We start from the raw sequence: 14,014 nt of genomic DNA, 5'->3' as shown, positions 1-14,014 counted from the left end.
TGGCGCGTTCACTGTGACGAGGACATGGCCACCCGTTGCGCTCGATATTGCCCGTGCCGTTCATGAACTAAACCGGCGCGAGACAGTTTCGGAAGGTTCCGGGCAACCTCGCGGGCACTGAGCCCGCTGGCTGCACAGATTTCGTCCATTGCGGCATAGCGTCGCAGTGGTAGCGCGTCATAAAGGATGAGTTGTTCGTAAGACAGCTGCTGATCTAAAACGTCACTGTACCGGCAATGAGATTTCTGATCTGCTGGTACGACTGGTGTGACCGGCCCGATATCGTCCAGCATCTCAGCGAGCGAGTCGTGATCAAAGACGATCATGGCTGGAGTTTCGGATAATAGCCGGTGGCAACCTGCCGAGGCTGCCGAATGAATAGATCCAGGAACGACGGCCACAGCAATACCCATCTCCAGCGCATGGTGAGCGGTGTTTTGGGCTCCGGATCTCCAGCGGGATTCCGGTATCAACACCAGGGAGCTCAGCGCAGCGATCAGTCGGTTTCGATTCAAGAATCGGTACCGGTTGGGTCTGGCACCAGGAGGGAGCTCGCTGATCAGCACTCCGGTGCGCGCGATATCGGCCAGCAACTCCTGGTTTCCAGATGGATAATACTGATCTAATCCTCCGGCCATGACGGCCATGGTCGAGATGGGAGCCTTCTGGCCACTGTCTGTTGCCAAGGCTGTTCGATGCGCTAGGGCGTCCACACCGTAGGCGCCTCCGGAGATAATAGTGCGCTGTTTGTGCCGCAGCAGGCTCACGAACTCCTCGGTCACCCTCCGTCCGTACGGGGAGATTTCTCTACTGCCGACAACGGCGACCGAGTGTGAGTGAGAAGGGATCTGCCCCGGTCCTCGTGTCCACAGCGCCACCGGGGTGGTGTGATCCAGACGGTTGAGCGCGACCGGCCAGCGGTGGTCCTCCGGAATGAGGAAACCACCCCCGTTGCGCCGAAAGTCTGGCAATATGGCTGCCGGACGATAATGATCCCGTTTGTCTTTCCAGCGAGACAGGATCTCGCGAAGCTTTCTCGTGCTCTTTCCTCTCAGCCCGAGGTCGTCGAAGCCTTCCACCAGATGCGCCCATTCCTGGTGAGTCGGGGCGGACCCTTGCACGAATTCCGCTGCACGCAGGGGACCGACCACAGTGATGATCTGTGTGGCGAGTGCATCTGCTGGTTCAATGATTTGGGTCAGTCCAGCCCGAGCGAAGGCGATCTGCTCGAACTCTTCCTCGCTGAAGGTCCCCTGGCTACCGGTCATGTTCGCTCCCCCACAGTTTAAGATGGAAGGCCATGTCGATTTCGTCGACTCCGGGATGGGTTTGTTCTGCTAGGTCGGCCAAGGTCCAGGCGACTTTGAGGATACGTGAATACCCACGTGCGGTGATCTCGCCGCGGTCCAGGCTCCTGTCGAGTATCGCCCGAGCCGAGGGGCTAACGCTCAGCGACGGGTGATGGAGTAAGCGTTGGTTCATCTCAGCATTGACGCGGACGCCCGTGCCTTTTAGTCGCTCGGCTTGGCGAGCGCGGGCTGCCAAAACTCGTTGGCGAATCGTGGCGGATGACTCCGGCTGCATCCCGCGACGGTTTAGGTCGCGGGATGTCACCGGGTGCAACCCGACGAGGATGTCAATGCGGTCCAAAAGAGGTCCCGACAGTCGCGCGTTGTACCGTCGTCTGACAGCGGATGTGCAGGAGCATCGGCGTGATCCGGCATATCCCCACCCACACGGACACGGGTTGGCTGCCAGAAGCAACTGGAATGAGGCGGGATAGGTGACGTTATGACGCAGCCGGGATAATTCGATGTGACGGTTTTCCAGTGGCTCACGCAAAGCTTCGAGGACGCGTCGGTCAAATTCAGGTGCTTCGTCGAGAAAAAGCACCCCGCCGTGAGCTAACGAGATAGCGCCTGGTTGGGCCTGCCGGGTTCCGCCCCCAATCACGGACGCTAGTGAAGCAGTGTGGTGAGGGGCCTGAAAAGGTGGTGTCGTGATGCTATCGATCACCTTGGCCTGTGAGGAGGCCAGCGAGTGAATCGCGGTTGTTTCCAGTGATACCTTTTCGTCCAGGTGTGGCAGGATCGTCGGTAATCGTTGGGCGAGCATGGTTTTGCCTGATCCCGGAGGCCCTTGGAACAGCAGATGGTGCCCGCCAGCAGCGGCGACTTCCAGTGCCCAGCGTGCGTGGTGTTGCCCGGCAACTTCTGCGAAGTCCAGTCCATCCTGCCGCTCAGGTTCCGGCATTGTTGCCTCCGGGGCCGATGCGGTGAACACATCGAAATTCTCACTTCGGACAGCTGCACCGAAATCCTCCAGGACCGCGCTGAGATGACGATACGACAACACGGTCACCCCGGACACTAGTTCGGCCTCTTTCTTCGAGGCCTCGGCCACGACAACTGTGTCAAACCCGGCCTTTTGTGCAGCGAGTACCGCTGCCAGCAGTCCAGGAACGTGCTGCAAGGTTCCATCGAGACCTAAAGCCGCCAGAAACACCGGCCCGGTTTCATCGTTGACCCGATACTCGGCGCCATAGGCTGCCATGACGATGGCCAAATCGAACAATGGTCCGCTCTTGTGTAGTCCAGCGGGAGTGAGATTCACCGTCAGATGCCGTCGGGTGATCGGCATTCCCGAATTTCGCGCTGCTGCACGAATACGATCTTTCGCTTCGTTCAGTGACTGATCGGGTAGGCCCACCAGAGTAAATCCGGGCAACGCTCCCCCGATATCTGCTTCAACAGTGACCGGTTCCCCGTGCAGGCCACTGAGCGCCATCGCGTAGGTACGCCCGATGCGTACTGGTTCAGTCACATTCAACACCATGGAGTCCAGGACCGCGTCCGCGGTAGCCGATGCAGGGTTGTTGTCGTATTCGGGGTTCATAGCATCACGTCCTGGAACAACCGCGCCTCGTGCTGACGTTGCGTGCCCACAGTGATGGCAAGCAGATCAACTCGTACCGGAGTGTGCCCAAGCTGGGGATGTTGGGCCCGGTAACTCAGCAAGCCTCGCTGAATGCGACGAAGTTGGTGTGGAGTGAGCGCCTGCTCGGCGGTACCGAAACCGATCCCACCACGGGTTTTGACTTCCACGGCCACCAGGTCGCCACCGGCCACGGCGATAATATCGATTTCGCCCTCACGTGACCGCCACTGTCTTTCCAGGATGGTGTAACCACGTTTTACCAGAAGCTGTGTTGCTAGTTCTTCACCGTGTGTACCAAAGCACCGGCGATCGCGGTGACGTCTTGGGTTGCGTTGTGTCTGCGATGTTTGAGAGTTTCTCACTGATTGCACCTCCACAACCAGTGTGAAATCCCCGCAGAATCAGCTCAGTACCTGGTGAATTTCTGTGGACAATCACAACACGACCCACCACCTGTGGACAACAACCACGCCCCCAGAAGACCACCAGGAACACACCACGAGATTAGGCATACGGTTCGGGGCCCAGTCCGGCCTGCGTACTCACGTCGAGATCCTGATGTGGCAACTCTTCGATATTGACGTCTTTGAACGAGACCACGCGGGCGTTATGAATAAACCTGTTAGGACGGAACACATCCCAGACCCACCCATCCTCGATGTAGACCTCGAAGTAAGTTTGCCCCTTGTCCTCCACTGTAGTGAGCTCCACGTGATTCGTTAGATAGAACCGCCGTTCGGTTTCAACGATGTGTGTAAACAGGTGCAGAACGTCTCGGTATTCTTTGTAGAGGTTGAGCTCCTGAGTGGCATGGTATTCTTCAAGATCGTCCTCGGAGTCGTGCATATCTCCATCATAGGTAATCCTGGCTACCCCGGGGCGAGGCGTAGCGGATACGACACCGGCGAGGCTCCGATTACGCTCGACGGCCGAATACTTTCTGCGCGACTCCTCCAATCTTACAGCAGTGTGTCTTGACGATGTGGTGCCGGAATCAGATGCCAGCTCCGCCGATGATATGGGGAGATGCCCTGATCGCGCAGTGCTTGGCGATGCTGTGCCGAGCCATATCCTTTGTTATGAGACCAGCCGTAGTCGGGGTAGAACGCGTCAGCCTCGGTCATCAGTCGGTCGCGACAGACTTTGGCCACTATGGAGGCGGCAGCCACACTCGCACAGTCCCGGTCGGCCTTGACCTGTAGATGTAGTCGAAGCTCATCCGGGAGATGCCGCTGGTCCTCAGCGACCTCGACCGGCAGGCTTAACAGCCAGTTGAATTTTCCGTCCAGGATTAGCACATCGGGCACTCGGTGATGTCGCCTCACCAGGTCATACCAGGCCCGGTGCCCGGCGACCGCCAGCGCGGCGTTGATTCCCCACCGGTCAATTTCTGCAGGCTCGGCGTGGCCGATGCCCACCATCCACGATGTGTGAATCGTGTCTGAGAGAGTTTCTCGACGTCGGGCAGACAGCATCTTGGAATCCCGCAGCCCCGGGATGAGGAGCGTGGTGAATGGCGAAACAGCACTGATCCCCACCGTTACTGGTCCAGCCAGCGCACCGCGTCCGACTTCGTCCATGCCGGCCACCAGGATGGTGTCTTTGGGATAGTGGTCGGGCCGGTGGGTACATTCGTCGGCGGCGAGCTGACGTTCTGTCGCGAAGCTAGCGTCGGCAACCATTAGGGTTCAGGCACGTCGTTGAAAGGTTCATCATTCGACCCGGCCGGGCCCCACCGGTCAATGGGCCAGGCAATGACCTCAGCACGTCCGACCACATCATCGACGTTAACGAATCCGTCGTTGGGCCCTTCCTGGTGGGCCCGGGAGTCTCCCGAGGCATTGCGGTGATCGCCCATCACCCAGAGCTTGCCTTCAGGCACCGTGACGTCGAAGTCTTGGTCGGATCCCGAGGCACCCGGATACACGTAGGGCTCGTCAATGATCTCCCCGTTGACTTGAATCTTGCGGGTCTGCTCATCGACGGTGACGTGATCGCCAGGCATGCCGATGATGCGTTTCACCAGGTGCTGTTCTGAGGAATTTGGGAGGAGGCCGACGCCTTCGAACACAGTCTCAAAGACGTTGCTGTCGCCGTCGACCGGCGGGAGCCAGCCCTGCGTATCTTCGAACACGACGATATCACCGCGTTTCAGGTCGGCCACCCCGGGAACCATGAGGTTGACGAAGATCCGGTCATTGACTTGCAGAGTGTTCTCCATTGATCCGGAGGGAATCACGAAGGCCCGGAAGAAGAAAGTTTTGATGATAAAAGACAGGACGAGAGCAGCGACGACAATAATGAGGATTTCTCGCACATTGACCCAGATACGACGTCCCAGGCTCGGTGCGCCTTGGCGGTCATCACCCTGGTATGCAACATCATCGGACTGCTCGTTCAGATCAACGTCCTTGTCTAATTTGCTCATCGTGGATTTACTCTACTCTCTGGAAGTTCGAACAGGTCCTAGCACGCGTTCATTGTGCACCATGCCGCCACCGGGGGCACCCAGCAAATCCCGAGAATCGAGGGAGGATTCCCGGTTGTCCCCCAGGAGAAAGACTCTGTCTTCGGGCACCGTGACGTCAAACGCTGTGCTTGAGGCAGGCCGGTCAGGCTCAGCAAGATAGTGCTCTTCGTGGAGCTGGCGGCCGTTGATTTCGATGCGACCGTTCGCGGTGCAGCAGGTGACCCGGTCTCCGCTGATGCCAATCACTCTTTTGACCACGTTGTCACGGCTCGGGGCGATGCCGATCCATGCTCCCACGCTTTCGAGCACGTCCTGGAACGGTTGTTCCGGTTGATAGGGGGTAAATGAGCCTTGAGCATCGATGACCACCACATCTCCGCGCTCTACCGGGTGGTGCTCGTAGTAATCCGGATCGATCCAAATACGCTCTCCGACGTGTAGCCCGGGTTCCATGGACTCAGAAGGAATCACGTACGAGTCGCTAAACCACCAGCGCAAGGTGAACACGATCGCCAGCACCACCACCAGCACGAAAATCAGCCCCCACATCAGGGCTTTGGCTTTCCCCGACACAGCAACGGACCGCGAGCCATCATCAGGGCTCACGGTCCGTTGCTGGTTCTGCTGTGTCACCGTCAGGACAGGCTACTGATCAGCGCTGACTAGGAGTCAACGCGCTTCTCGGGAATACGAGCAGCCTTACCGTGACGATCGCGCATGTAGTACAGCTTGGCACGACGCACGTCACCGCGCTTCTTGACCTCGATCTTGTCGATCACGGGAGAGTGCAACGGGAACTTACGTTCAATACCGACGCCGAAGGACGTCTTGCGCACGGTGAAGGTTTCGCGCAGGCCCGAGCCCTGACGGCCCAGAACGTAGCCTTCGAAAACCTGAACACGCTGCGTCTTACCCTCGATAATGTTCACGTGCACAGCGACGGTGTCGCCGGCCTGGAAATCAGGAATGTCGTTGCGCTTCGACTTTGCATCGAGCTGATCTAAGATGTTCATGGATCTCTCCTGGTGGGACGCCGCAGGTCACCCACGTCATACAGCAAGCTCTTGACGTCTTGCGATGGAAATATCGAGACACCCTTGTTGAGGGTTGTCCCGGTGCACACAGGCGGTACGCTATCCCCCGCGGCAGACAGCGGACCCAGCGGGCACGAGTATCTATTATGCCAGATCCTTGCGGATTTTCCATAAATCAGGTCTGCGGGTCTTGGTTCGTTCCTCAGCTTGTGCTAAACGCCACGCGTCGACTTTGCCATGATCTCCGGAAAGAAGTACCTCGGGGACCTCTCGTCCCCGCCACGTCGCGGGTTTGGTGTAGACCGGATATTCCAAGAGCCCATCTGAATGGGATTCTTCCACCAGCGACGCAGGGTTTCCTACCACTCCAGGAATCAATCGCCCGATAGCTTCGATCATGGCCAAGGTCGCAACTTCTCCCCCGTTGAGCACATAGTCGCCCAAGGACACAAGGTGCACCTCGAAGAGTTCTTCAGCCCATGCAAAGACGCGCTCATCGATGCCCTCGTAGCGTCCGCAGGCAAAAACCAGATGTTCGCAGTCCGCTAGGGTCGCGGCGGTGGGTTGAGCGAAAACCTCCCCGGACGGAGTCGGGATCACTAAATGCGGTGTGCCATAGCCCAGGTGTTTGCCGTGGGATGCCACTTCTTCCAGAGCACGTGCCCACGGCTCCGGTTTCATGACCATTCCAGCCCCACCACCGTAGGGTGTATCGTCCACGGTGCGATGCCGGTCGGTGGTCTGGTCCCTGAGATCATGGACATGAATCTCCAGCAGACCCTTGTGGCGGGCTTTACCGATCAGCGAGACGTCCAGAACATCGAAAAACTCGGGAAAGATGCTAATAATGTCGATGCGCATCGAGATTAGTCCTGTCCCAGTTCCAATAAGCCCGTAGGCGGGGTGAGGATCACCAGTTGTTGGTCCACGTCGATCTCCGGAACGATTTCGACCACGAAGGGTACGAGGCTTGTCGTGCCGTTGGTGCGTGTGACTTCGAGCAAGTCCTGGGCCTCCCCAGGGAGCAGAGCTGAGATCGTACCGATCGTCTCACCCTCGGCGGAGTCGAGCTTGACCGTAAAATCGACCAGGTCCTCGGCGTACCACGCCTCGTCATCGTCTTCCAGGTCTTCCGGTTCAGCATAGAGCTGGCAATTACGGTACTGCTCGGCCTGGTTCCGGTCGCTGAACTCTTCGAAGGACAGAAGCAAAATATGCTTATTCCAGCGGGCGTTGTTGACCGTCAGGCTACCAGCTAGTGGCGAGTCTTTTTTTCCATGGTCCACGGTGAGCACCGCGCCGGGAACAAAACGAGTTTCCGGGGTGTCTGTGAAGATCTGAACGGTGACGTCGCCTTTAATGCCGTGGGGTTTGCCGATCCGGGCCACTCTCACGAGCCCGTCTAGCTTTTCCTGGGCCATGCCGATTCTTGCTCCTTAGTACCTGCTGGTGCTGGGTGGTTGTCATGTTAAAACACCGAGGGTTCCTAGAACAATGTCATCGGTGTTCTAGGAACCCTCGAGGTCATCTCTGCTTTTAGTGACGACGGTCCGTGTCAACCACGTCTACTCGCACCGAGTATCCGGCCAGCCCGTCAATGACAGCGCGCAGGGCATTGGCGGTCCGACCTTTTCGGCCAATGACACGGCCGAGATCGTCGGGATTTACTCGCACTTCGAGAAGCTCGCCACGGCGGTTTTCACGGAGGTCAACCTGTACGTCCTCGGGATAATCAACGATCCCTCGGACCAGGTGTTCCAACGCTTCTTGCAACATGATTATTCAGACTTTTCTTTGCTGTCTGCGTTCTCTTCAGTCGCAGACTCAGCGGTGCTCTCTTCAGCCTGGTCTTCTTCCTTGTCATCACCCTTCGGGGTAATGGCCTCAGGAATAATCACCGACCCCTTCTGCGGAGCAACAAACTCCTCTTTAGCTTCCGGCTGCTTCAAGGTGGACTCGTCGTAGGACTCGCCCTTGAACTTCTGCCAGTCGCCGGTCAGCTTCAGCAAAGCCTGGACCTGTTCGGTCGGCTGAGCGCCGACCGACAACCAGTACTGAGCACGCTCAGAGTCAATCTTGATGAAAGAAGGGTTCTGCGTCGGGTGGTAGAGACCGATCTCTTCGATGGCACGACCATCACGCTTGGTGCGGGAATCCATCACCACAACACGGTAGTGCGGCGAACGAATTTTACCCAGACGCTTCAGACGAATTTTTACAGCCACTGTTGTGGTTACTCCTCTTTCTCACATTGAGTGCACGTCAACGTTTTCACTGGGGATCAAAGCTGAAACGTAGCGTGCGAACGGAAACGCAGAGGAAAGGATAGAGGGTCGTTTCCTCCGCGAATCAGTACCGGACCATTATGCCAGACAACGCACTCTTATTTCCACTCGACGCCCCGTGGTGGATAACCCCTATTTCAGGAACTTCTCGAAGCCTTTCGGCAAGTTGAGCTGACTGGGATCCATTCCCTGAGAGTTTTGAGCACCACCAAAAGAGCTGCCTTTCAAGGGATTTGGCTTGGGACGGTTAGCGGCTTTCTGCGCTTGCTCCCGCGCTGCAGCCTCCGCTTTAGCGGGATTGCCGTAGCGCTGTTTCTTGGCGTTCTTTTTGCCACCTTTACCTTTTTTCTTGCCCCCGTGGCCGCTCGCTGGCATACCGGGAATATTGGGCATGCCAGGAATACTCGGCATGCCTCCACCCGAGGCCATCTTCTTCATGACTTTCTGAAGCTGGCCAAACTGTTCGACCAAAGTATTGACGTCAGAGACTTTAACCCCAGAACCTTTTGCGATGCGAGCGCGTCGCGATCCGTTCAGGATCTTCGGCGCGTTCCGTTCATGCGGGGTCATCGACCGAATAATAGCTTCAATACGGTTAATGTGGGAATCGTCGAATTGGTCAAGTTGCTGGCGCATACTCTGGGCGCCGGGCATCCGCATCAACAGCTTCTTCATTGACCCCATGTTCTTGAGTTGCTGCATCTGCGACAAGAAGTCGTCAAAGGTGAAGTCTTCTTGCCCGGCGAACTTCTTCGCCATCTTTTCGGCTTCGGCCTTGTCCCAGTTACGTTCGGCCTGCTCGATCAGGCTCATCACGTCACCCATGTCGAGGATACGTGATGCCATGCGATCGGGGTGGAAGACTTCGAAGTCTTTGATGCTCTCCCCGGTGGAGGCGAACATGATGAGTTTGCCCGTGATGTGTTTGACCGACAGTGCGGCGCCACCGCGAGCGTCGCCGTCCATCTTCGACAGGACGACACCGGTAAAACCGACACCTTCGTTAAACGCCTGAGCGGTGGCCACCGCGTCCTGACCGATCATCGCGTCGAGGACGAACAGCACTTCCTGCGGGTTAGTCGCAGCTCGGATATCAGAGGCCTGCTGCATGAGCTCTTGGTCGACACCGAGGCGACCAGCGGTATCGATAATCACCACGTCGTGTTGCCGTTTCTTCGCTTCATTAACCCCGTCCAGGGCAACTTGGACCGGGTCACCAGTGGGATCTTCGAACTCCGAGGAGACGCCTGGGTGGGGGGCAAAAACAGGAACTCCGGCCCGTTCACCGTTGATCTCCAACTGACGAACAGCGTTCGGACGTTGCAAGTCAGCTGCGATCAACATCGGGGTATGCCCGTCTTCTTTAAGATGACGGGACAGCTTGCCGGCAAGGGTTGTTTTACCCGCGCCTTGCAGACCCACCAACATGATCACGGTGGGCGGGGTTTTCGCGAACTGGATGCGACGGGTCTCGCCTCCAAGGATCTCTTCCAGTTCAGCGTTGACGATTTTGACAACCTGCTGGCCTGGGTTGAGCGCCTGGGAGACTTCTTCACCCAAAGCACGTTCCTTCACGCGCTTGATGAACTCACGCACCGCGGGAACAGCAACGTCAGCATCGAGCAATGCACGGCGAATTTCCCGAGCAGTTGCATCAATATCCGCCTCGGTCAGGCGACCTTTACCCTTCAGATTCTTGAAGGTCGACGTCAGACGGTCTGTCAGAGATGTGAACACTGGAAAGAAACTTCCTTCGGAAACGGTTATTAGCTCCTACCCAGGGTAGCAAGACTTACGTCGGTCTTCAGAAATAGTCAAGTCTGCCTGAGGAATACCAGCGTGACCCCTCAGTCAGAGCGAAACTCACATCACTGTGAACCGTAGCTCGACTAGCCTTGATGCCGAGTAGGGGTTAGGGCTTGGGAGGTTTATCGCTCAGCACCCGGGAAGGAACCCAACCAGTACCCACCGTGGCAACCACCTGGGTCCACGAACCCTTCGTACCCAACACATGGACACGCTCACCAGCCGGAACCGTCCCAATCCGACGAGTCTTCGACGACGTACCAGCACGCATCGGACCAGACGAGGTCACATACTGATATGTCTTCACAGAGGATTCAAATTTGGAAACTTTGGAAGACGCATTCGACCGGATGCTGGGCAGTAGCGCATTCAGGCGAGCCCCGGGGCATGCAGTAGCGTTGGTACGGCGGTGGCCAAGAATGACGGGCGACGAAACGCGAGTGCCGCTCTTATAACGCGCGGTCGAGCCCGGAGAAGCGCGCGAGACAAGTGTTGTTTTACCTTGCGGGTTGAGATCGTACTGGTGCGCCTTCCACGCCAGAACCCGTGTCAGCGAGTTCACCATAGCTGTCGGCGGAGTAGCTGCCTCGAAGTTCCCGATGGCACTGACACCAATAGTGTCTGTGTTGAATCCTCCGGCCTGTGCTCCTATCGGCAAAGAATCCATCGACCCCTTGCGGCCTTCGTAGATCGTTCCATACCGATCGACGAGGAAGTGATATCCAATATCTCCCCAGTCCAGCGTCCGGGCATGGTAGCTATAGATACCGCGAACTTGCGCATAAGCTTGTGACCGCGAATAGTTGTTGGTCCCTGCTGTGTGGTGGACGTACATCGCTTTGAGCGTGCTGGATTGCTTGCTGGGAGACACCCAGGATTCGTTGGCACCCCACTGCGACCTTCGGACGATCGTTGGTCGACCTACGCTAGGGTTCTTCTTGCTGGTGGAAACATGGCTGGCGGTGTTGGCAACCACAGCGCCATCATTATCCGAAACACCGGGGTCGATCAGCGTAATCTCCAGGCCCGACGGAACCTCACCTGATTCGGTGTTGACGCGAACCTGCACGGCGTCTGCTTCCGTGGTCGCAAGCGGCTCTGTACCGATAACATCGCCCTCGGCCATTGCGTCATCAATGATCTCCAGTGATTCCCACTGAGACCAACCATCTTGCTCACGAACGCGGATCGAAACATTAGTGACGATTTCAGAAGTGGATCGATGCCAGGTCACACCGGCAATCACGAAATCAATGGATTCCAGAGGAACAGTCAGCGCAGACAGCTCGCCTTCGTCGCTCTCCCCATCCAGAGCAGACTTGCTCAGATGGTCTTCTTCACGATCAGTCGCCGGTTCCGACCCTTCCGCTGCATCGGTAACCGTTTGCCTGTTTTCTTGGTCTGCTACAGTCTCATCGTCCTCAACAGCGTTCTCGCTCGGGTCAGCATCGACCGGTTCGGGTTCCGCCAGTTCAGACTCGGTGGATTCCGAGTCGGTGGGTGCAGACTCACTCAGGGCAGACTCAGTTGGATCCTCCGAAACCTCGTTCGTCGCCGGGCTGTCCCCCTCTTCATGGGCTTCTGCGTTCAGGGGCTCGGGCGAGGTCTCGGCTTCGATCTCTTCGCCCTCGGGAAGGGCTTCCCGAGAGACACCATCGATAGAAAATACCTGGCTATCTTCACTGCGCACCTCCGCCTCAGGAAGGTCAGCCTCTGCAGGTCCTTCGGCGGTTTCGGCAGGCTCGTCGACTGTAGCATTTTGGCTGTGAACCGCAACAGAAACGGTGTCGGCTACTGCTGGACTGACGGTGGAGACACCGAGAGCAAGAAGAACGAATGAAACGGTGAGCTTTTGTCGCAAAGTGAAGCCAGGCATAAGGGGCCTATCCAAGGGGTGTGAGAGAAATGTGAAGACAGTGAGACAGAAGTGTCTAATTAGACAACCGTCATGCTACCGCAGTGAGACAATCTCAAAGCCGATCGCCTTGCATTAAGAGCGATGCGACCCCCGGACAACTGAAGCCCTCCACCGAGACAGAAGCGAGCCGGTTCACCAATCGCTCCTGGCCGGGAAGAGGGCTTCAATCGTTGCCATGTCACTGAATCAACTCACAGGACTGGGGCACGTCGATAAGACGCCACCTGTCCGGATGGTCTGAGTCAGTGCCACGGAGGTTACTCTGCTATCAGCGCGTCAACGAAACCGTGTGTGTCGAACGGGGCCAAGTCGTCGGCACCCTCGCCCAGGCCAATCAGCTTGACGGGAACACCCAGCTGACGCTGGATTGCGACCACGATGCCTCCCTTAGCAGATCCGTCGAGCTTGGTCAGCACAATACCTGTAACGTTGACAGCTTCGGTAAAGACCTTTGCCTGGGTCAGGCCATTCTGTCCGGTTGTGGCGTCGATGACGAGAAGTACTTCTCGTACTGGCGCTTGTTTCTCAGAAACACGCTTAATCTTGCCGAGCTCGTCCATGAGGTTACCCTTGTTCTGCAGACGTCCGGCGGTATCGACGATCACGGTATCGACTTCAGATTCGATGCCCTTCTGCACGGCGTCGAAAGCGACTGAGGCTGGGTCGGTTCCTTCTGCCTCGGAACGTACCGTCTCAACCCCAACGCGGGACCCCCACGTCGCCAGCTGTTCGGCGGCAGCTGCACGGAATGTATCAGCTGCACCAAAGAGCACCGAATGATCTTCAGCCACGAGAACGCGACCAATTTTACCGACAGTGGTGGTCTTGCCCACTCCGTTAACGCCCACCACCATCACAACGGAGGGAAGGCCTTCTTGACGCGATACGGCCAGACGACGATCCATCGTCGGGTCTACCAAGTTAATGAGTTCTTCGCGGAGCATCTCACGGACTTGCTCGGTGTCTTTCGTGCCCTCAACGGTGACTCGTTCACGGAGCTTATCGACAAGTTCCAGTGCGGGACCGGAACCAAGGTCTGCGGTCAACAGAGTCTCTTCGATTTCATCCCACACATCGTCATCAATGTCGTCCTGGGACAGAAGGGCTAGCAACCCTTTGGAAAAGATGTTGTTGGATTTCACGAGACGCGCACGCAGGCGCCCCAAACGGGTCTTGGCTGCTTCTGGTTTCTCCAGCTCGGGAGCAATCGGCTCCTCGATGACAGTCTCAAGCTCGTCGACTTCGGTCTCAGCCTGAGCTTCCTCCGATGGAGGCAGAACCGGTGTCTCATCTGGGACGGCAGTTTCTGCAACATCCTCCGGAGATGGAGCAACTTCCTCCGGAGTTGCGGTGGTTGTGTACACCACCTTCGTTTCATCAGGTCGATCCGAGACAAACGTCGACACCAGACCGACTAAGACGGGCAGAACAACGGCGCTGATAATAAGGATTTCCACCTCTTCAGTCTTTCATATTCTCCGGGTTCTTGCCGAGCCAGTTTCAGCCCGTTGCTAAGACCACACTGAGGACAACCGAATCAATCCGGGCTTCGTGATTGAATCGA

The 14,014-nt window shown here is 57.2% G+C and carries 15 protein-coding genes; all 15 read right to left on the bottom strand.

Going from position 1 to position 14,014, the window contains the following annotated elements; translation table 11 throughout:
* Positions 1-8: 8 nt before the first annotated feature.
* Positions 9-1,268 (bottom strand): DNA-processing protein DprA, encoded by a 1,260-nt coding sequence (gene dprA, locus DCC24_RS08445; RefSeq protein ID WP_110099490.1) that lies wholly within the window; start codon positions 1,266-1,268, stop codon positions 9-11.
* Positions 1,258-2,895: a YifB family Mg chelatase-like AAA ATPase gene (locus tag DCC24_RS08440; RefSeq protein WP_233492037.1), complete on the bottom strand. Its 1,638-nt coding sequence runs from the start codon at positions 2,893-2,895 to the stop codon at positions 1,258-1,260. The genes dprA and DCC24_RS08440 overlap by 11 nt, the downstream gene beginning before the upstream one ends.
* Positions 2,892-3,299: a YraN family protein gene (locus tag DCC24_RS08435; RefSeq protein WP_158524641.1), complete on the bottom strand. Its 408-nt coding sequence runs from the start codon at positions 3,297-3,299 to the stop codon at positions 2,892-2,894. The genes DCC24_RS08440 and DCC24_RS08435 overlap by 4 nt, the downstream gene beginning before the upstream one ends.
* Positions 3,300-3,441: 142 nt before the next feature.
* A complete protein-coding gene (locus DCC24_RS08430; protein ID WP_110099488.1) occupies positions 3,442-3,783 on the bottom strand; it encodes a DUF2469 family protein in 342 nt (113 codons plus the stop codon).
* A 113-nt stretch (positions 3,784-3,896) separates the two neighbouring features.
* Positions 3,897-4,619: a ribonuclease HII gene (locus DCC24_RS08425; protein ID WP_110099487.1), complete on the bottom strand. Its 723-nt coding sequence runs from the start codon at positions 4,617-4,619 to the stop codon at positions 3,897-3,899.
* Positions 4,619-5,365, bottom strand: a complete 747-nt coding sequence (gene lepB, locus DCC24_RS08420) for a signal peptidase I (RefSeq protein WP_110099486.1) — start codon at positions 5,363-5,365, stop codon at positions 4,619-4,621. The genes DCC24_RS08425 and lepB (DCC24_RS08420) overlap by 1 nt, the downstream gene beginning before the upstream one ends.
* A gap of 12 nt (positions 5,366-5,377) precedes the next feature.
* Positions 5,378-6,040 carry a signal peptidase I gene (lepB, locus tag DCC24_RS08415; protein WP_110099485.1) on the bottom strand — a complete coding sequence of 221 codons (663 nt, stop codon included), beginning with the start codon at positions 6,038-6,040 and terminating at the stop codon, positions 5,378-5,380.
* A gap of 29 nt (positions 6,041-6,069) precedes the next feature.
* The gene (rplS, locus tag DCC24_RS08410; RefSeq protein WP_110099484.1) at positions 6,070-6,420 is read right to left on the bottom strand and encodes a 50S ribosomal protein L19; all 351 of its coding nucleotides are present in this window, start codon (positions 6,418-6,420) and stop codon (positions 6,070-6,072) included.
* A gap of 165 nt (positions 6,421-6,585) precedes the next feature.
* Positions 6,586-7,302, bottom strand: a complete 717-nt coding sequence (gene trmD / locus DCC24_RS08405; RefSeq protein WP_110099483.1) for a tRNA (guanosine(37)-N1)-methyltransferase TrmD — start codon at positions 7,300-7,302, stop codon at positions 6,586-6,588.
* 5 nt (positions 7,303-7,307) lie between these two features.
* Positions 7,308-7,862 carry a ribosome maturation factor RimM gene (gene rimM, locus DCC24_RS08400; RefSeq protein WP_110099482.1) on the bottom strand — a complete coding sequence of 185 codons (555 nt, stop codon included), beginning with the start codon at positions 7,860-7,862 and terminating at the stop codon, positions 7,308-7,310.
* A gap of 115 nt (positions 7,863-7,977) precedes the next feature.
* Positions 7,978-8,217, bottom strand: a complete 240-nt coding sequence (locus DCC24_RS08395) for an RNA-binding protein (protein WP_110099481.1) — start codon at positions 8,215-8,217, stop codon at positions 7,978-7,980.
* A gap of 2 nt (positions 8,218-8,219) precedes the next feature.
* A complete protein-coding gene (gene rpsP / locus DCC24_RS08390; protein WP_110099480.1) occupies positions 8,220-8,666 on the bottom strand; it encodes a 30S ribosomal protein S16 in 447 nt (148 codons plus the stop codon).
* A 192-nt stretch (positions 8,667-8,858) separates the two neighbouring features.
* Positions 8,859-10,463: a signal recognition particle protein gene (ffh, locus tag DCC24_RS08385; protein WP_110099479.1), complete on the bottom strand. Its 1,605-nt coding sequence runs from the start codon at positions 10,461-10,463 to the stop codon at positions 8,859-8,861.
* Positions 10,464-10,638: 175 nt separating this feature from the next.
* Positions 10,639-12,408, bottom strand: coding sequence for an N-acetylmuramoyl-L-alanine amidase (locus DCC24_RS08380; protein WP_110099478.1), 1,770 nt, complete (start codon positions 12,406-12,408; stop codon positions 10,639-10,641).
* Between the two features lie 299 nt (positions 12,409-12,707).
* Positions 12,708-13,907, bottom strand: coding sequence for a signal recognition particle-docking protein FtsY (gene ftsY / locus DCC24_RS08375; protein WP_233487817.1), 1,200 nt, complete (start codon positions 13,905-13,907; stop codon positions 12,708-12,710).
* Between the last annotated feature and the right edge of the window lie 107 nt (positions 13,908-14,014).

The organism is Auritidibacter sp. NML100628, assembly GCF_003185985.1.
GTDB classification, from domain to species: domain Bacteria; phylum Actinomycetota; class Actinomycetes; order Actinomycetales; family Micrococcaceae; genus Auritidibacter; species Auritidibacter ignavus.
This window is presented reverse-complemented; position numbering and strand designations above follow the sequence as displayed.